Consider the following 16,389-nt stretch of genomic DNA (forward strand, 5'->3'; position numbering starts at 1 on the left):
CCGCGACCCCGCTCACAGTCGATCCGATCCGGTAGGCGAATACGGCAGCACAGCGCGCGCCGTTCACGACAGCACCTCGTCCTGGCGACCGCGCGCGGCCCACTCGTCGGCCGCGGCGGTGAGTTCCGGGCGCCGCATCGTGTACGCGTCCGCCCCACTCGGGTGGTAATAATTCTTGCGCAACCCGATGATGTGGAAGCCGTGCTTGGCGTAGAGCGCGATCGCGGGCGCGTTGTCGGTGCGGACCTCGAGGAACACCGGGCCGCCGCGCTCGGCCGCCGTCGCCAGCAGGGCCTCGAGCAGCAGGGTCCCGATCCCACCGCGATGACACTCCGGATCGACCCCGATGGTGTGCACCTCGGCCTCGGGATGGGCGTTGTCGCCGAGCAGCGCGATGCCCGCGTAGCCGACCATGGTGTCGTTCTCGTCGCGGGCGGTGATGTAGCGGTTGTGCGCGCCGGCCAGTTCGGACCGGAACGACACCGCCTGCCAGGGATCGTCCTCCGGGAACAGCAGGTGTTCGAGTTCGACGCAGCGGTCGATGTCGTGCACGGTCATCGGGGCGATGCGGTAGGTCACGAGGCGCCCGCCAGGGTGCGGAAGCTGTTCTGCACGGCGTCGGGCCGACGCAGGTACAGGGGCACGAGTGCCTCGGGCACCGCACCGGCAAGCAGGGCGGGTGCGGCGACGGCGACCAGGCCCGCGGGCGACGGCGTCTCGTTCGGCAGGACCGGCAGGTCGAAGTCGTCGACGTGGGCGGCCGACCCCGCGATGGCGACGGCGTCGCCCATCGGTACGTCGGCGGGTTTGCACACCTCGGGCCCGGCCACGCGCGCACCGTCGAGGTAGCGCGCCCAGTACACCTCGCGCCTGCGCGCGTCGGTGACCACCAGCAGTTCGCCGGCCTCGCGTTGTTCGCCCGCGCTGTCGGCGGCGATGGCGTCGAGGCTGCACACGCCGTGCACGGGCAGGCCGAGCGCGTCACCGAAGGCGGCGGCGGTGGCCATGCCCACGCGCAGGCCGGTGAACGGGCCCGGCCCGATCCCGACGACGACGGCGTCGAGGTCGGCGCGGGCCACCCCGGCTTCGGCGAGGCATTCGAGGATCTGCGGGGTGAGGACCTCGGCGTGGGCGCGTGCGTCGACCTTCACCCGGGTGGCGAGGGTGGCCACGGCGGGTCGGGAGTCCGCGTCGTCGGCCGGTGACAGATGCACCAATCCCGCTGTAACGGCAGGTGTCGCGGTGTCGACTGCTAGTACGAGCATGATTGTCTCAACAATACCGGGTGGTATCCGCGACCGGCGCGCACTGGTGGATCGGGTCCGCGCGCGTCAGCCGATCCATTCCCAGACAGCCGTGCGCACATCGGATTCCGGTTCCCTCACCAATTGCACTCGCAAGTGCCGGTCGGCGAGGTGTTCGACCACGCCCTTGCCCCACTCCACGACGACGACCGCGTGGTGCAGGTCGGTGTCGAGGTCGAGGGAATCGAGCTCGTCGAGGTCGCCGGCGAGCCGGTAGGCGTCGACGTGAACCATCGGCACCCCGGGCGAGCCGTCGGGTCGCTGCCCGGCGCGGTGGGCGCGCGCGATGATGAACGTCGGCGAGCTCACCCGCCCCTGCACACCGAGACCGGCGGCGATGCCCCTGGTCAAGGCGGTCTTACCGGCGCCGAGTGGGCCGTCGAGCACCACCAGATCGCCGGGGCGAAGTGTCTGCGCGAGTTCGCGGCCGAGCGCCTCGGTGTCGTCGACGGACGGCAGGACGCGGGTGCGTGGGTCAGCCACCGACGGCCTCCCCGCCGAAGCTCTCGGCGCCCGCGCGGGCGAGCAGCCGGTCGAGTGCGTCGAGGGTCACCTGGGGGAACTGCAGGTGCGGCATGTGCGCTCCCTCACCGATCTTCACCAGCTCGCAGTTGGGCAGTGCCTCGGCGAGCAGGCGCGAGTTCTCGAACGGGATCACCATGTCGTGCGCGCCGCCGAGGACGAGCACGGGCAGCTTGTTCAGTGTCGGCAGCGCGGCCGATTCATCGTGCAACTCAATCGTTTTCAGGAACTTCTCGACGGTGGCGACGGGTGTGCGATCGATCATCATGGTGGTGAATCGCGACAGCGTGGGACTCACCGGCCCGTGGAACGAGCTGACGTGCAGGATCGGCGTCACCACGTGCTTGCTCGCCGAGCGCCCGAACTGCACCAGCGCGGGCGCCGACCGCACGGCCAGCCCGAAGACGCCAAGCGCCGGATGCCGCAGCAGCTGCAGCACGCCGGTGGAGGTGACCTCGGCAGCGGCGGTGTTGAGCAGGGCGACCCCGACCACCCTGGTGGCGAACAGTTCGGGGAACTGCGCGGCCGCCGCGAGCACCGCCATCCCGCCGAGCGAATGTCCGACGAGCACCACCGGACCCTTCGGCACGCAGGTGCGGATCACGGTCGCCACGTCGCGGCCGAGCTGGGCGATGGTGCAGCTGTCGGTGCTCGGCGTGCCGGAGCGGCCGTGGCCGCGCTGGTCGAAGAACACCATCCGGATCCGCGGACCCCACTGCTGGGCCAGGTCGCGGCGCTGGAAATGGAACGAGTCCATGCTGTTGCAGAAGCCGTGGACGAAGACGAGCGTCACCTCGGCGGTGTCGTCGCCGTAGGTGCGGGTGGCCAGCGACACACCGTCGTCGGCGCGGACCTCACCCGGCTCGTCCTCATCGATCAGGGCGAAATTCTCGTCGCGGTACTCGTCGCGTTCGGCGGGCCAGCGCACCCGCGCGCCGATGCGGCGCAGCGTGTGGGCGAGGGCGAGCGCCCCGAGCACGCCTGCGGTGGCGAACCCGCCGCGCACCACCTGACGGCGCCTCATCGACCGGTCCCCACGTAACGGCGGACCGCGCGACCGCGTGGCGAGCACACGATCTCGTAGTCGATGGTGTCGAGCAGCCGCGCCCAGTCCAGGGCGTGCGGATGTCCCGCGCCGCCACCGAACAGCACCGCCCGGTCGCCCGCGCGCACATTGCCGACGTTGTCGCCCAGGTCGACCATGAACTGGTCCATGCACACCCTTCCGACATTACGGCGCAGCGCGCCGCCGAGCCACACCTCGAAACGCCCACTGAGCGAACGGAACACACCGTCGGCGTATCCAGCGGGTACCAGGGCGACGGTGGTGTCGCGTGGCGCGATCCACCGGTGCCCGTAGGACACACCTTCCCCGGCAGCCACCCGTTTGACCAGGGTGACCTCGGCCTGCAACGTCATCGCGGGCCGCAATCCGAAGTCGCCGAGCTCGGGGATCGGTGAGAGCCCGTAGACCGCGATACCCGGCCGGACCAGGTCGAAGTGCAGGTCGGGGCGGGTGAGGGTGGCCGCCGAATTCGACAGGTGGATCAGCTCCGGCTGCAGGCCGTGTTCCTTGGCCAGCGCGACGGCCTCGAGGAACCGTTCCCGCTGCCGGTCGATGGCGGGATTGCCCGGTTCGTCGGCATGCGCGAGGTGAGAGAAGATCCCGCGCAAACGCAGCACGCGGTCGTCGACGAGGGCGCGCACGGCGGCCAGGACCTGCGGATACTCGGTCACCGAGACGCCGTTGCGGTTCAGTCCGGTATCGACCTTGAGCGAGATCGTGGCGGTCCGGCCGGTCTTACGCGCGGCCTGCTCGACCACCCGCACCTGCTCCAGCGAGGACACCCCGATCTCCACGTCGGCCAGGATCGCCGCACCGTAGTCGGCGTCGATGGTGTTGAGCCAGCACAGAATCGGGGCGTCGATACCCGCCGCCCGCAATTCCAGTGCCTCGGCGACCGTGGTGACACCGAGCTCCCGCGCGCCCGCCCCCAGCGCGGCACGCGCGACCTGCACGGCACCGTGGTTGTACCCGTCGGCCTTGACCACGACCATCACTGCGGCACCCTGCGCGAAGCCACGCAGCACGCGGACGTTGTGAGCAATGGCGTCGAGGTCGATGACCGTCTCCACTTGCGCATTCACCCTCCCGATCCTGCCTGGCTGGTCCGCCTCCCCGGAACTCGGGCCAGACTTAGGTGCGTGGGGAGGTGCGTCGGCGGCCAGACCGAGCATCGGGTCGCGGTAGCCCGTACCCGCAGAGTTACCCATGTTCTTGCTTGATCAGTTGGTGGCTGTTGAGGTCAGTTCTCGTAGGAGGCGGATGGCGGGTCGGATGTGGGTGTGGAGGGGGGTGGCCGAGATGGGGGCGCCTGCGGTTTCGCCTGCGTGGGCGGCGAGGTTGGCGGCCAGGGCGTGGGTTCGGGCTGCCGCTGCGGCTGCCCAGGTGGGGGGTTTGCCTGCCGCGAGGAGGGCACCGATGATGCCGGCGAGGACGTCGCCGGAGCCTGCGGTGGCGGCCCAGGAGCCGCCCGCGTCGTTCACCAGGGTTGGTTCGCCGGGGGTGGCGATGATGGTGGCGCGGCCCTTCAGTAGCACTGTCACGCCCCATCGCTCGGACAGGGCGCGCACCGCTGCCACCCGGTCCGGGTCGGGGCTCGCACCGGTGAGCCGGGCGAACTCGCCCGCGTGCGGTGTGAGGACGGTCGGGGCCTGTCTGCCGCGTACCAGGTCGGGTTCGTGGGAGAGGATGGTGAGGCCGTCGGCGTCGATGATCACCGGGAGATCCGTGGCGAGCACCCGGGCGAGATCGTCGCGCTTGTCTGTGCCGACACCAGGCCCGAAGACCCAGGCCTGTACCCGGCCTGTTTGCTCGATACTCGGTGCGGCAACGACTTCCGGGAGTCGCTTCACCACCTCGATGTCACTGCCGGCGTACCGCACCATTCCAGAGGTCGCCGCCACGGCCGCACCGGTACACAGCACGCCGGCGCCCGGGTATTCGACGCTGCCCGCGCACACGCCCGTCACGCCCTGGGTGTACTTGTCGTCGAACGGCCCGGGTACCGGCCACTCGGCTCCGACCTCGGCGGGATCGAGTTGCGACAGCGTGGGAGATGGAAGCTGTAACCCTATGGGCACCAGAATGATTCGGCCGCAACTCGCAGGCGCCAGGGCATGTACGGGCTTGTAAGACCCGAACGTCACCGTAACGTCCGCGCGCACGGCGGGCCCGTCGATGGCCCCGGTGTCGGGGTCGACACCACTGGGCAGGTCGGCGGAAATGATCGGGACATCAATGGCGGCAACCACTTCCGCAGCAGCAGGTCGCAACGGTCCCTTGCCGGAGATGCCGACGATGGCGTCGACCACCACGTCGACCTCGCCCAGCCGATCGACTACTCGACCACCGGCCTGCCGAAAGGCGCTGAGCCCGTGCGCATGCGCGCGCTCGGGGTTCAGCAGCACCGCCTGCACCGCCACCCCTCGTCGCCGCAGCATCGCACCGGCCCACAGCCCGTCACCGCCGTTGTCACCGGATCCGACCAGCAGACCAACGGAACGTCCGACCACTCCCCCTGTGCGCGAACGCACTTCATCGGCGACCACCCGCGCCAACCCGAACGCCGCGCGCCGCATCGGCACACCGTCGGGTACCCGGGTGAACAGTTCCGCCTCGGCCGCCCGCACCTGATCGACGGTGAAATAGTCACGCCGAGCAACCATCGTTCGCCTCCCACCTGCGCCCGCGCGGGCCACGACCGTCCCGCGATCGTTCGCAGACTACGCTGCACAACCATGTCGATGGTTCGTCACCGCGCCGCACGGGTTGCCGCCGGATTCACCGTGGTCGCCGCCCTGCTCGCCGCCGGTTGCTCCGGCGATTCGGACAACGCCACCACCACAACCCGCAAACCCCGCCCGGTCAGCACCACGACCACGCCGAGCGTCGAGGTTGACGCCGCCCTCACGGTCGAGGTCAGCGACATGAAGTACAGCCCGGCCCAGGCGACCGTCAAGGTCGGCCAAACCGTCACCTGGAAGTTCTCCGACAAGGCCCCACACAACGTGCAGGGCATCGGCGACAAGGCGATGGGCATCAACAGTCCCATCATCGACAAGGGCGAATGGTCCTACACCTTCACCCAGCCCGGCACCTACCGCTACCTGTGCTCCCTGCACCCCGAGATGCGCGGCCAGATCACCGTCGAATAAGTCCTATTCGACGGTGACGGACTTCGCCAGGTTGCGCGGCTTGTCGACGTCGTAGCCGCGTGCCTGCGCCACCTCGGCGGCGAAGATCTGCAGCGGAACCGTCGACAGCAACGGCTGGAAGAGGGTCGGGGCGACCGGGATCTCGATGAGGTCGTCGGCGAACGGGCGAACCGTGTCGTCGCCTTCCTCCGCGATCACGATCGTGCGCGCGCCACGGGCCTGGATCTCGCGAATGTTGCTGAGCAGCTTCGAATGCAGCACCGCGCGACCCTTCGGCGACGGCATCACCACGATCACCGGCAGACCGTCTTCGATCAGCGCGATCGGCCCGTGCTTGAGCTCGCCCGCCGCGAAACCCTCGGCATGCATGTAGGCCAGTTCCTTGAGCTTGAGCGCACCCTCGAGCGCCACCGGGTAACCCACGTGGCGGCCGAGGAACAGCACCGTCGGCACGTGCGCCAGCTCGCGGGCGATGGCACGCACCTGCGGCGCGGTGTCGAGCACCCGCGCGATCAGCTTCGGCATCGACTCGAGTTCGGCGAACTCGCGGGCCACCTCGTCGGGGTACTTGGTGCCGCGCGCCTGCGCCAGCGCCAGGCCGACCAGATAGTTGGCGGCAACCTGCGCCAGGAACGCCTTGGTCGAGGCCACGCCGATCTCGGGCCCGGTGCGGGTGTAGATCACCGCGTCGGACTCGCGCGGGATCTGCGCGCCGTTGGTGTTGCAGATCGCGAGCACGCGCGCCTTCTGCTCCTTGGCGTGGCGTACCGCTTCCAGCGTGTCGGCGGTCTCGCCCGACTGCGAGATCGCGACCACCAGCGTCGACCGGTCGAGCACCGGGTCGCGGTAACGGAATTCGCTGGCCAGCTCCACTTCCACCGGCACCCGCGTCCAGTGCTCGATGGCGTACTTGGCCAGCAGACCCGCGTGGTAGGAGCTGCCGCACGCCACCACGAACACCTTGTCGAATTCGCGCAGTTCCTGGTCGGCGAGGCGCTGCTCGTCGAGCACGATCCGCCCGCCGTTCTCGTCGACGACGAAATGCCCGATCAGGGTGTCGGCGACAGCGGTCGGCTGCTCCTCGATCTCCTTGAGCATGAAGTAGTCGTGGCCGCCCTTCTCGGCGGCGGCCAGGTCCCAGTCGATCGTGAAGGGCCTGCTCGTCACGTCGGAATTGCCGTCGAAGTCGGTGACGGTGTAGCTGTCGGCGGTGATCACGACGGCCTGGTTCTGGCCGAGCTCCACGGCTTCGCGGGTGTGCTCGATGAACGCGGTGACATCGGAGGCGATGAACATCTCACCCTGCCCGACCCCGACGACCAGCGGCGTCGACTGCCGCGCCGCGACGATCGTGCCCGGATGATCGGCATGGGTGAACACCAGCGTGAACGCGCCGTCGAGGCGGCGAAGCACGGCGAGCACGCTCGCGGTGAAGTCACCTGCGGTAGGCCCCTCGGCATACGCGCGGGCCACCAGATGCACCGCGACCTCGGTGTCGGTGTCGCTGAGTAGCTCGATCCCGGCGTCCTCGAGTTCGCGACGCAGCGGTGCGAAGTTCTCGATGATGCCGTTGTGGACCACGGCCAGCTTGCCGGAGGGGTCACGGTGCGGGTGGGCGTTGCGGTCGGTCGGCGCGCCGTGCGTGGCCCACCTGGTGTGGCCCATTCCGCTGGTCCCGGCGAATTTCGCGCCGTCGGCGACGTCGAGTTCGGCTTCCAGATTCGCCAGCCGCCCCGCCTTGCGTTCGACCGCGATTCCCCCGTTCCCGTCGAGAATCGCCACCCCCGCGGAGTCGTAGCCCCGGTACTCCATGCGACGCAGCGCGTCGACGACAACGCCGAGCGCATCCCGGTATCCGACGTAGCCAACGATTCCGCACATGGTCCACCACCCTACTGAAGGTGTGCTGGCGTGTCGTTCGGTGCGGTAGCTGAAGCCGGCACAACCACAAATAGTAGTCGCCGACATTGCGGGGGCTATATCGTGGCAACCGTGCAGCTCCGATACAACTTTCGTATCGACCCCTCGCCCGGCCAGCAGATCGCGTTGGCTCGGGCATTCGGGTGCGCACGCGTGGTGTACAACGACGGGTTGGCCGCCCGTAAAGCAGCGTTCGAGCAGGGACTGCCACGCATCTCCGACGCGGAGCTGTCGAAGCGGCTGACCGCGGCGAAGAAGACCCCGCAACGGGCCTGGCTGGGTGAGGTATCGGCGGTGGTGTTGCAGCAAGCGTTGGCAGACCTGAACACCGCGTACCGCAATTTCTTCGCTTCGCTCTACGGCAAGCACCAGGGTCCGAGGGTTGCGCCGCCGAGGTGGCGGTCCCGGAAGGACCCTCGTCAGTCGGTTCGGTTCACCCGCAACGCCTCCTTCGCGATCACTGCGGGCGCGAGGTTGCGTCTTCCGAAGATCGGCGACGTCACGGTTCGCTGGTCGCGGGACCTGCCTTCAGAGCCGTCGAGTGTGACGATCATCAGGGACGCGGCGGGTCGATACTTCGCGTCGTTCGTCGTCCAGGTCGGCGATCAGCGGCTGCCGCCATCGGATTCCGAGGTCGGTATCGACTTGGGGTTGGCGACGTTCGCTGTGATGTCGAACGGACAGACGATCGCCTCGCCGCGATTTTTCCGCCACGCCGAACGCAAGCTCCGCAAGGCCCAGAAGACGTTGTCGCGCAGGAAAAAGTGCTCCGCGAACAGGGCGAAGGCGCGGGTGAAACTCGCGAGAGCCCATGCGAAGGTAGCTGACAAGCGCCGAGATTGGGCGCACAAGTATTCCACGTCGATCATCCGCGACAACCAAGCGGTGTTCGTCGAGGACTTGTGCGTCAGGGGTATAGCCCGCACCCCGCTGGCGAAGTCGGTTCACGACGCCGGGTGGGGCATGTTCACCCGCCTGTTGGAAGAGAAGGCGGCCCGATACGGCCGAACCTTCGGCAAGGTGGATCGCTGGTTCCCGTCAACCCGATTGTGCTCGGCGTGCGGTGCCCTGGGCGGCAACATGCCCTTGCACATTCGAAACTGGACGTGCACTTGTGGTGTCACGCACGACCGCGACCTCAACGCGGCGGTCAATATCCTCGCGGCCGGGCAGGCCGAGAGGTTAAACGCCTGCGGAGGGGCTGTCGGCCTTCCTGCCTAGCGGGAAGCAAGCCTCTGTGAAACAGGAACCCACCGAAGGCGCCCGTCAAGGGTGATGGTAGGAATCCCGGGCCTCGGGCCGGGGAGGATGTCAATGATCGGATACTCTTCACGCCGTGTCGGACTCCGTGAAATCGCTCCTGAGCACCCTGTCCATGCGCGGTCCTCACCGGGTGCTGCGTGGCAACCTTGGCATCGCCGGTCAACCCGGCGTGGTCTATACCCCGGAGTCCGGGCTGAACCTGCCCGCCGTCGCGTTCGCGCACAGCTGGCTGACCAGCGCCGAGAACTACAAGGGCCTGCTCGAGCACATCGCGTCGTGGGGTTTCGTGGTCGCCGCCCCCGACACCGAACGCGGACCGATCCCGTCACACCTCGACCTCGCCACCGATCTGCTCACCACCCTCGACATCGTGAGCAAGGTCCGCCTCGGCGACGGCACCATCAGCGTCCACCCCGACCGGCTCGCCCTGGCCGGTCACGGCATGGGCGCTGGCGCCGCCGTGATCGCCGCCGCCCAGCGTCCCGTCGCCACCGTCGCCGCCCTCTTCCCCGCGCCCACTTCCCCCGCCGCGGAGAACATCGCCACCGACCTCGACACCCCCGCCCTGATCCTGGCAGGCGACGACCTCGACTCCATCAACTCCAACGCCCGCCCCCTCGCCACCGCCTGGTCGGGCCCCTGCCTCCTGCGCCGCCTCGACGGCGCCACCCACAACGGCATCATCGAAGGCCGGCGCCTCTTCGCCGCCCTCGGCGCGGGCCGCTACGAATACAAAACCGACAAGGCCACCCGAGCCCTCCTCACCGGCTACCTCCTCACCACCCTCCAGGGCGAGAAGAAATACAAACCCTTCGCCGACCCCGAAGCCGCCATCCCCCACACCACGGTCGTCGACCCCCACGCCGAGGTGGAAGTGGAAGCGCCGAAACTGTCCGTCGGCACGATCGCCAAACTCATTCGCGGCTGACCGAAACCTCACGCACCTCGGGTTGATTCGACGGCCCGCCGCGCTGCCGATCACGTCAGGACGACGAGCAATATCAGTGCAATGATCCAGGCCAAGGCCAGGACAACGCCCACGTTCTCGGCTCGTTGTCGCACCTGCCGACTCGATGGGCGGGATTCGGTGCGGTGCCGCTGAATGCTCGGCGGTCTGGGCGGCGCGTTTCCCGGGTCCGGCTCGGACGTGGGTGCCGGTGCAGGGCTGACCATGGTGACGGCTATCCGTCGCGCTGCAGTCGACGTTCCGAAACCGGCTGCGGCCCCGACCGGCTGGAACGCCGACCGCACTGCCCCGGCGAATTCACCACACGACCCGAACCGATCCTCAGGGCGCTTGCCATCGCGCAGCGAAGCATATGGTCGAGCCCGACAGGTAGGTCCGGTCGCTGCAATGTGATCGCCGGCGGATCAGCTGACATGTGGGACTGGATCACCGCAACCGGGTTGTTTGCCGCGAACGGAGGAGCGCCGGTGAGCAGCACGAACAGAGTGCAGGCGAGCGAATACTGGTCGCACTGTGGACCGACAGCCGATCCGGCCAGCTGTTCCGGCGACGCGTAAGCCAATGTGGCGGTGAATGTTCCGGTTTGCGTGAGCGGGTTCTGATCGAAATGCAAACGGGCGATGCCGAAATCGGCCAGCAATACACGCTCCGGCCGACCTTGCTCCGTCGCCCCGAGCAGCACATTGGCGGGTTTGACATCCCGGTGCAGCACACCTCGACTGTGCGCGAAGTCCAACGCCTCGGCGACCTCGGACACGATCCGTACAGCACGTAGAGGCTCGAGAACTCCCACTGTTGCTGCATCGGTCCCCGGCACGTATTGCATCGCGATCCAGGGCCGATTTCCGTCGACGCCCCGGTCATAGACGGTGACGATATTCGGATGATCCAGGCGCGCAGCAAGATCCGCTTCGCGCTCGAACCGTGCCCGCGCCTCCGCATCACCGAACATCTGCTCGTCGAGCACCTTGACGGCGACCGAGCGCGGCAACCTCGGGTGCCGCGCCAACTAGACAGCGCCCATCCCACCGCGCCCGAGCAGGCGCTCTAACTCGTATCCTGCGACAGACCCGGCGCCTATCAAGTCGTTCCCCTCGTCAGCGGTCCACAGTCGGCACCGTCCCGCACCCTCGCACCGGCCATACCGAGGCGAATCATCACAATATGCAGGATCAGTCCAGCCAGGTCGAACGCCGGTAGTACTCCGATTCGGAGTCGTAGTCACCATCGGAGGGGGCAACGACCGAGCGCGCTTCCCTCGCTGCCCGCGCTCGCGCCACGGCGGCGCGGATCTCGGCCTGGCGCTGCTGCTCAGGAGTGAGGGTCGGGTCGGGTTCTGCGGGGAAGACCGGAGGCGGCGGTGGGGCCACAGCGCGGGCAATGGACTGGATGCGCTCCTCCTGCACCTCATGTGAATCAGGCTGTGGCTCGGCGATTTCGGCTTCGGCCGCCTCCTGTGCGAGCAGTTCCACCACTTCATCGAAGCGTCGGGCCGCATTGGCAGCTACCTGCTGGGCGCGAATTACCGTCTGCCGGTCGATGTCATCGAGTTCCTCTCGCAGCATGACCGAGCGCCGAAGGGTCTCGGCCGCGATCTGCTCGAACTCCGCCGCGTAGTCCACGATGGATCATTCTCCCGGCGTCCGGCGCGATCCGCCAGCTCTGTCCGTGCTCACAGTGGACCCGCCTCGGCCAGGACCGCACCACTGTCACCCGGATTGCTTGCCTGGTGGTCCTCGACGCTCGAGGTGTGTTCACCGTCGGTCTCCTGTTGCTGCGACCGCGGACCGACCGGAACGCCGCCGGCCACCGAACCCGAGGAGGGGTCACCCGCACCGACTTCGCTGGTCACCGGCGCATTCGTCAGGTCGGGAGTTTCAGACGTCGTGGCATCCGCGCCACCCCCCGCTCCCGACCCAGCGTCTTCGAGGCCCGCCGTGCCCTGTCCTGTCCCGGATTCCGGTGCCCCCGTGCCGAGTACACCCGTCTCGCCCTGATCGCCGGTCGAGCCTTCCGAACCGGACTCCGTGGTGACCACGGGAACTCCGTTCTCGTCCAAGGTCAGCCGATACTCGTTTGTCTGGCCGTCGGCGCCTGTCGTCGTCAACGACAGGCCTTCCGCACCCGCCTGGATCGTCACCTTCGTATCGCCCAACTGGAACGACGCCTCGTGCTCTCCCGAGAGCAGACTGCTCGCCTGCTCCGTCATCTGTTCGATGCCCTCACTGACGGAGGTGCCGACCGATTCGACCGCAGAAGTCAACGAACTCCCGAGATCCCCGGTCAGTGCGCTCGACACCGTCGTCCCGAGCTCGCTGAGCGTCGTGGCGAGAGTACTCAGCGCGGTGCTGGTATCGGAACTGTCGTCGTCGGAGTCGTCGTCGGTGTCCTGCGTCGTGGTCTTGACTGGTGACGAGGTGTCGCCCTTTTGCGTGCCCGCGGCACTGGTTTGGTCGTCCGAGTTCTGGCTGCCTTCGGCGGCACCGGGGGAACTACCGTCCGAGTTCTGGTTTCCTTTGGCTCCGGACTGGTCGCCCTTGGAGGGCTCCTCGACCGGTGCCGCAGCAACCCCCGCGACCGACGGATACGCACGCTCTTGGATCGCGTCGGCAAGCGCCTGGAGGTAGTTGAATTTGCCCTCGATGCCGGTTTGCGCAACGTTGCACTGGGCTCTGAAAACATCGAGCTTGTCGCTGTAGGCCTGCTTGAAGACCTCGTCCAGCCACTCCTTGCAGGTCTCCTTGACTGCCTGCTTCCACTCATCGGAATGTCGCTTGACATCTTCGGTCCGATTTTCGATGCCGTCGAGGTCGGTCAACGTATTCAGCAACATATCCGTGATGTCGCCGGTTTTGCTGGCGTCGATGATCCGCCGGATGTCGTCTGCGGGCATTTCTTTGACCGTGATCACCGTCTGCCCGCCTCGTTCACGGTATCCGGCCGCGATCTGTAGAACAGTCGTCGCCTTCTGCTCCACGATCTGCCGAAGGGTTGGTACGGCATCCGACATCGCGTTCGCAAGGGTCTGCACCGGGTTGCGATCTTGTTCCGCGAACCCGACGACCTCACGCAGCCGCCCGATGCCGGCCTCTGCGGCCGCCCCCTGCCAGCTCGCCCCCAAGCTGTTCGCCGTGGTCTGCTGCACACCTCGTTGTGTGTCGGCAACAGTGATCATCGCTTTCAGAGCATCGGCAGACGCCTGCATCTTGGCGAGATTCATCTCGCGCTCCTGGTCATAGGTCGCCTGAATCTTCAGCAGCGGCCAACCGAGGTCTGTGCCGAACGCCTCCTGGTACAGCGGCAACAGCTGCTCGAAATAGAGGAGCCCCTTCGCGCCGTCATCGAGAATCTGATCAACGGTCTTGGTCATCGCAGAACCTCCCGCCGCACGTCAGTGCTCACTTCGCTGCTGCCTGATCGAGGGCGCGCGCAGTGTTCTTGTCCACCTCTGCGTATTCCACCGTGGCCTTGCCGATAGCGTCGGCGGTGGCTTCGACCGAAGTCGTCCACACCCTGAGCCAGGTGACGGCCCGGTCCAGACCTTGTGAGATCCGAACGCCCTGAGCGGCGTAGGCACGACCCGCCTCGGTGCCGTCGCCCCAGTCGTTGTTCGCCACATTTTTTGCCGCCGTGCGCACTTCGGTCACAGTTGCCCGCAGGCTGCTGACCGATTTGTCCATCGCCGTCTTGTCGACGACGACACCGCCGGAAACCTGCGTACCCATCTCCCCCACCTCCGCAGAACACACGGCGCCCGGATGACGCCTACCTACTTCGACGCGCGAACCCCTCCACCGGTTCCCACGAATACCCTACTTTCCCAGATTCCCCTGATCAGTCTTCCTCCACTCCGAAGTCCCATCCGGATGCCGGTGGTACTCCCACGCCGCATAGTCCCCGTCCTCCTCGATCACCGTCACGTGGTCGGCGAGGCCGTCCTCGTCGTAGTCGGACCAGATAGTGGTGGAGTTGGGGTCGGTGTGGGTGAGGGAGTCGGCTACGCCGTCGGTGTCGAGGTCCTGGGAGGGGGAGTTGAGTTCGACGGGGCCGAGGCTGTCGAGGGGTGTGTGCGCGTCGATGTCGGGTAGGCCGAAGCCGGGGATGTCGCCCGAGGTGACCATGGCTCCTCCTCAAACGGGAAACTCGCGGATGACGGCGCGGCGGAACTCCACCATCCTGTCATCCGCGAGCGGCTCACGGCCACGTCGGGTGTTATTTCTTGGGCATGATCAGCCACAGGATCAGGTAGAGCAGGAACTGGGGTCCCGGCAGCAGGCAGGAGGCGACGAAGGCGAGGCGGACGACGCTCGGGCTCCACCCGAAGTAGTCGGCGATGCCGCCGCAGACGCCTGCGATCCATTTGTCGCTGGTCGAGCGGGTGAAGCGGCGGGTGGGGGCAGTCATGATGGTGTGCCTTCCTGGTCGAGCGGTGATGACTCCACAGTGCCGTCGGGTGCCACTCCCCGGCATCGGTCGACGGACCCATCCGCACCCTGATTTCGGGCCACCCCATCTCAGGGTCACACCCTGAGATCGGGCAGACTCGAGCGGTGAGCACGACATTGCACGCCAGCGGCCTTTCCGCGGGACACGCCGAACGGACCCTGTTCGCCGACCTCGATTTCACCCTCGCTCCGGGCGATGTGATCGGGCTGGTCGGCGTGAACGGCGCGGGCAAGTCGACGCTGCTGCGGATGCTGGCCGAGCGCGACGCGGGCGACGGGACGATCACACTGAGCCCCCCGGATGCCACCGTCGGCTACCTGGCGCAGGAACCCGAGCGCATCGAAGGCGAGACTGTGCTCGAATTCCTCTCCCGCCGAACGGGCGTGGCGCACGCGCAGCGGGTGATGGACGCTGCGGCCGAGCGCCTCGGCGAGGGCGGAGACGACGACTACTCCCCCGCGCTGGAACACTGGCTGGCCCTCGGTGGCGCCGACCTCGAGCAGCGGGCCGAGGAGGTGGCGGCCGAACTCGGCCTCATCGATGGTCTGGCCGGCGGTCTCGACACCCCGATGACGGGCCTGTCGGGTGGCCAGGCGGCGCGTGCCGGGCTGGCGTCGGTGTTGTTGTCGCGCTTCGACATTCTGCTGCTCGACGAACCGACCAACGATCTCGACCTCGACGGCCTGGAACGGCTGGAACGTTTCGTCACCGGCGTGCGGGTGCCGCTGATGGTGATCAGCCACGACCGGGAGTTCCTGGCGCGCACCGTGAATCGTGTGCTGGAACTGGACCTGGCCCAGCAGCAGTACGGCATGTACGACGGTGGCTACGAGGCGTATCTGACCGAGCGCGAGATCGCCCGCAAACACGCCCGCGAGCAGTTCGACGAATTCGCCGACACCAAAGCGGGTTTGGAGGCACGCGCCCAGATGCAGCGCAACTGGCTCGAGCACGGCGTGCGCAATGCCCGGCGCAAAGGCAAGAACGACTCGGACAAGATGGGCCGCAAAACGCGCGCCGAGTCCACCGAGAAGCAGGCGGCGAAGGCTCGGCAGACGCAGCGCCGCATCGAACGGCTCGAGGTGGTCGAGGAACCGCGCAAGGAGTGGGAGCTGCGGATGGAGATCGCCACCGCCCCGCGCAGTGGTGCGGTGGTCGCCACCGCCAACAATGCGACGGTCACCCGTGGCGAGTTCACGCTCGGACCGATCACCACCCAGATCGACTGGGCCGACCGGATCGTGCTCACCGGCGCCAACGGCTCGGGCAAGTCCACCCTGCTCGGGCTGCTGCTCGGCAAGATCGCCCCCGGTTCCGGTTCTGCCGCTTTGGGTTCCGGTGTCGCCATCGGCGAGGTCGACCAGGCGCGTGGCCTGTTCCGCGGCACCGACCGGCTGGTCGACACCTTCGGCGCGGCCATGCCGGACTGGCCCGACGCCGATGTCCGCACGCTGCTGGCCAAGTTCGGGCTGCGCGGTCCGCATGTGATCCGGGCCTGCGACACGCTCTCACCGGGCGAACGCACTCGCGCGGCCCTCGCCCTGCTCCAGGCGCGCGGGGTGAACCTGCTGGTCCTGGACGAACCGACCAACCACCTCGACCTGCCCGCCATCGAACAGCTCGAGCAGGCGGTCGAATCCTTCACGGGCACCCTGATTCTGGTGACACACGACCGCCGCATGCTGGATTCTGTGCGAGCGACCCGCCGTTGGCACATGGCCGCCGGGCTGCTCACCGAGAAATGAGACA

17 protein-coding genes are annotated in these 16,389 nt (G+C 67.7%); 4 read left to right on the forward strand and 13 right to left on the reverse strand.

Annotated features, from left to right (window positions below; translation table 11 throughout):
* Positions 1–63 precede the first annotated feature (63 nt).
* From rimI to NI2_RS14195, 6 genes are all read right to left on the reverse strand, one after another.
* Positions 64–579 carry a ribosomal protein S18-alanine N-acetyltransferase gene (gene rimI, locus NI2_RS14170; protein WP_067490895.1) on the reverse strand — a complete coding sequence of 172 codons (516 nt, stop codon included), beginning with the start codon at positions 577–579 and terminating at the stop codon, positions 64–66.
* A complete protein-coding gene (gene tsaB, locus NI2_RS14175) occupies positions 576–1,265 on the reverse strand; it encodes a tRNA (adenosine(37)-N6)-threonylcarbamoyltransferase complex dimerization subunit type 1 TsaB (protein WP_067490897.1) in 690 nt (229 codons plus the stop codon). The genes rimI and tsaB overlap by 4 nt, the downstream gene beginning before the upstream one ends.
* Before the next feature lie 66 nt (positions 1,266–1,331).
* Positions 1,332–1,787, reverse strand: a complete 456-nt coding sequence (gene tsaE / locus NI2_RS14180; protein WP_067490899.1) for a tRNA (adenosine(37)-N6)-threonylcarbamoyltransferase complex ATPase subunit type 1 TsaE — start codon at positions 1,785–1,787, stop codon at positions 1,332–1,334.
* On the reverse strand, positions 1,780–2,850 hold the full coding sequence (locus NI2_RS14185; protein ID WP_067491198.1) for an alpha/beta fold hydrolase: 1,071 nt from the start codon (positions 2,848–2,850) through the stop codon (positions 1,780–1,782). Before NI2_RS14185 ends, tsaE begins: the two co-directional genes overlap by 8 nt.
* Positions 2,847–4,064, reverse strand: coding sequence for an alanine racemase (alr, locus tag NI2_RS14190; RefSeq protein ID WP_084476427.1), 1,218 nt, complete (start codon positions 4,062–4,064; stop codon positions 2,847–2,849). Before alr ends, NI2_RS14185 begins: the two co-directional genes overlap by 4 nt.
* Before the next feature lie 48 nt (positions 4,065–4,112).
* Entirely contained in the window at positions 4,113–5,555 is a 1,443-nt protein-coding gene (locus NI2_RS14195) for a bifunctional ADP-dependent NAD(P)H-hydrate dehydratase/NAD(P)H-hydrate epimerase (RefSeq protein WP_067490901.1), read from the reverse strand.
* 72 nt (positions 5,556–5,627) lie between these two features.
* On the opposite strand from NI2_RS14195, the gene NI2_RS14200 reads away from it, so the two are divergent.
* Positions 5,628–6,044, forward strand: coding sequence for a cupredoxin domain-containing protein (locus tag NI2_RS14200; protein ID WP_067490903.1), 417 nt, complete (start codon positions 5,628–5,630; stop codon positions 6,042–6,044).
* A 3-nt stretch (positions 6,045–6,047) separates the two neighbouring features.
* Here the strand turns inward: NI2_RS14200 and glmS are convergent, their stop codons facing one another.
* Positions 6,048–7,925, reverse strand: a complete 1,878-nt coding sequence (gene glmS, locus NI2_RS14205) for a glutamine--fructose-6-phosphate transaminase (isomerizing) (protein WP_067490905.1) — start codon at positions 7,923–7,925, stop codon at positions 6,048–6,050.
* A gap of 102 nt (positions 7,926–8,027) precedes the next feature.
* Between glmS and NI2_RS14210 the strand changes: the two genes are divergently transcribed.
* Both NI2_RS14210 and NI2_RS14215 read left to right on the forward strand, forming a co-directional pair.
* Positions 8,028–9,185: an RNA-guided endonuclease InsQ/TnpB family protein gene (locus NI2_RS14210; protein ID WP_243749855.1), complete on the forward strand. Its 1,158-nt coding sequence runs from the start codon at positions 8,028–8,030 to the stop codon at positions 9,183–9,185.
* A gap of 115 nt (positions 9,186–9,300) precedes the next feature.
* Positions 9,301–10,155, forward strand: coding sequence for an alpha/beta hydrolase (locus NI2_RS14215; protein ID WP_067490907.1), 855 nt, complete (start codon positions 9,301–9,303; stop codon positions 10,153–10,155).
* Positions 10,156–10,408: 253 nt separating this feature from the next.
* Here the strand turns inward: NI2_RS14215 and NI2_RS14220 are convergent, their stop codons facing one another.
* The 6 genes from NI2_RS14220 to NI2_RS14245 all read right to left on the reverse strand — a co-directional run bounded on the left by NI2_RS14220 (position 10,409) and on the right by NI2_RS14245 (position 14,598).
* Positions 10,409–11,185, reverse strand: coding sequence for a serine/threonine-protein kinase (locus tag NI2_RS14220; protein WP_067490909.1), 777 nt, complete (start codon positions 11,183–11,185; stop codon positions 10,409–10,411).
* 181 nt (positions 11,186–11,366) lie between these two features.
* Complete coding sequence (locus tag NI2_RS14225; protein ID WP_067490911.1) at positions 11,367–11,816, reverse strand: hypothetical protein; 450 nt, start codon at positions 11,814–11,816, stop codon at positions 11,367–11,369.
* Between the two features lie 50 nt (positions 11,817–11,866).
* Positions 11,867–13,564 (reverse strand): hypothetical protein, encoded by a 1,698-nt coding sequence (locus tag NI2_RS14230; RefSeq protein ID WP_067490913.1) that lies wholly within the window; start codon positions 13,562–13,564, stop codon positions 11,867–11,869.
* 28 nt (positions 13,565–13,592) lie between these two features.
* The gene (locus NI2_RS14235; RefSeq protein WP_067490915.1) at positions 13,593–13,919 is read right to left on the reverse strand and encodes a hypothetical protein; all 327 of its coding nucleotides are present in this window, start codon (positions 13,917–13,919) and stop codon (positions 13,593–13,595) included.
* Positions 13,920–14,006: 87 nt separating this feature from the next.
* On the reverse strand, positions 14,007–14,315 hold the full coding sequence (locus NI2_RS14240) for a DUF6802 family protein (RefSeq protein ID WP_067490917.1): 309 nt from the start codon (positions 14,313–14,315) through the stop codon (positions 14,007–14,009).
* A 91-nt stretch (positions 14,316–14,406) separates the two neighbouring features.
* Complete coding sequence (locus tag NI2_RS14245; RefSeq protein WP_067490919.1) at positions 14,407–14,598, reverse strand: PspC domain-containing protein; 192 nt, start codon at positions 14,596–14,598, stop codon at positions 14,407–14,409.
* A 200-nt stretch (positions 14,599–14,798) separates the two neighbouring features.
* On the opposite strand from NI2_RS14245, the gene NI2_RS14250 reads away from it, so the two are divergent.
* Positions 14,799–16,385, forward strand: a complete 1,587-nt coding sequence (locus NI2_RS14250; protein WP_424991829.1) for an ABC-F family ATP-binding cassette domain-containing protein — start codon at positions 14,799–14,801, stop codon at positions 16,383–16,385.
* Positions 16,386–16,389 lie beyond the last annotated feature (4 nt).

Source organism: Nocardia ignorata NBRC 108230, from assembly GCF_001612905.1.
Classification (GTDB): domain Bacteria; phylum Actinomycetota; class Actinomycetes; order Mycobacteriales; family Mycobacteriaceae; genus Nocardia; species Nocardia ignorata.

What these genes read in the sequence shown, in the direction of transcription:
- NI2_RS14185 (WP_067491198.1), bottom strand. Translation starts at nt 2,850, where the DNA reads ATGAGGCGCCGTCAGGTGGTGCGCGGCGGGTTCGCCACCGCAGGCGTG.
- NI2_RS14195 (WP_067490901.1), bottom strand. Translation starts at nt 5,555, where the DNA reads ATGGTTGCTCGGCGTGACTATTTCACCGTCGATCAGGTGCGGGCGGCC.
- tsaB (WP_067490897.1), bottom strand. Translation starts at nt 1,265, where the DNA reads ATGCTCGTACTAGCAGTCGACACCGCGACACCTGCCGTTACAGCGGGA.
- NI2_RS14235 (WP_067490915.1), bottom strand. Translation starts at nt 13,919, where the DNA reads ATGGGTACGCAGGTTTCCGGCGGTGTCGTCGTCGACAAGACGGCGATG.
- NI2_RS14240 (WP_067490917.1), bottom strand. Translation starts at nt 14,315, where the DNA reads ATGGTCACCTCGGGCGACATCCCCGGCTTCGGCCTACCCGACATCGAC.
- alr (WP_084476427.1), bottom strand. Translation starts at nt 4,064, where the DNA reads ATGCTCGGTCTGGCCGCCGACGCACCTCCCCACGCACCTAAGTCTGGC.
- NI2_RS14230 (WP_067490913.1), bottom strand. Translation starts at nt 13,564, where the DNA reads ATGACCAAGACCGTTGATCAGATTCTCGATGACGGCGCGAAGGGGCTC.
- NI2_RS14200 (WP_067490903.1), top strand. Translation starts at nt 5,628, where the DNA reads ATGTCGATGGTTCGTCACCGCGCCGCACGGGTTGCCGCCGGATTCACC.
- glmS (WP_067490905.1), bottom strand. Translation starts at nt 7,925, where the DNA reads ATGTGCGGAATCGTTGGCTACGTCGGATACCGGGATGCGCTCGGCGTT.
- NI2_RS14245 (WP_067490919.1), bottom strand. Translation starts at nt 14,598, where the DNA reads ATGACTGCCCCCACCCGCCGCTTCACCCGCTCGACCAGCGACAAATGG.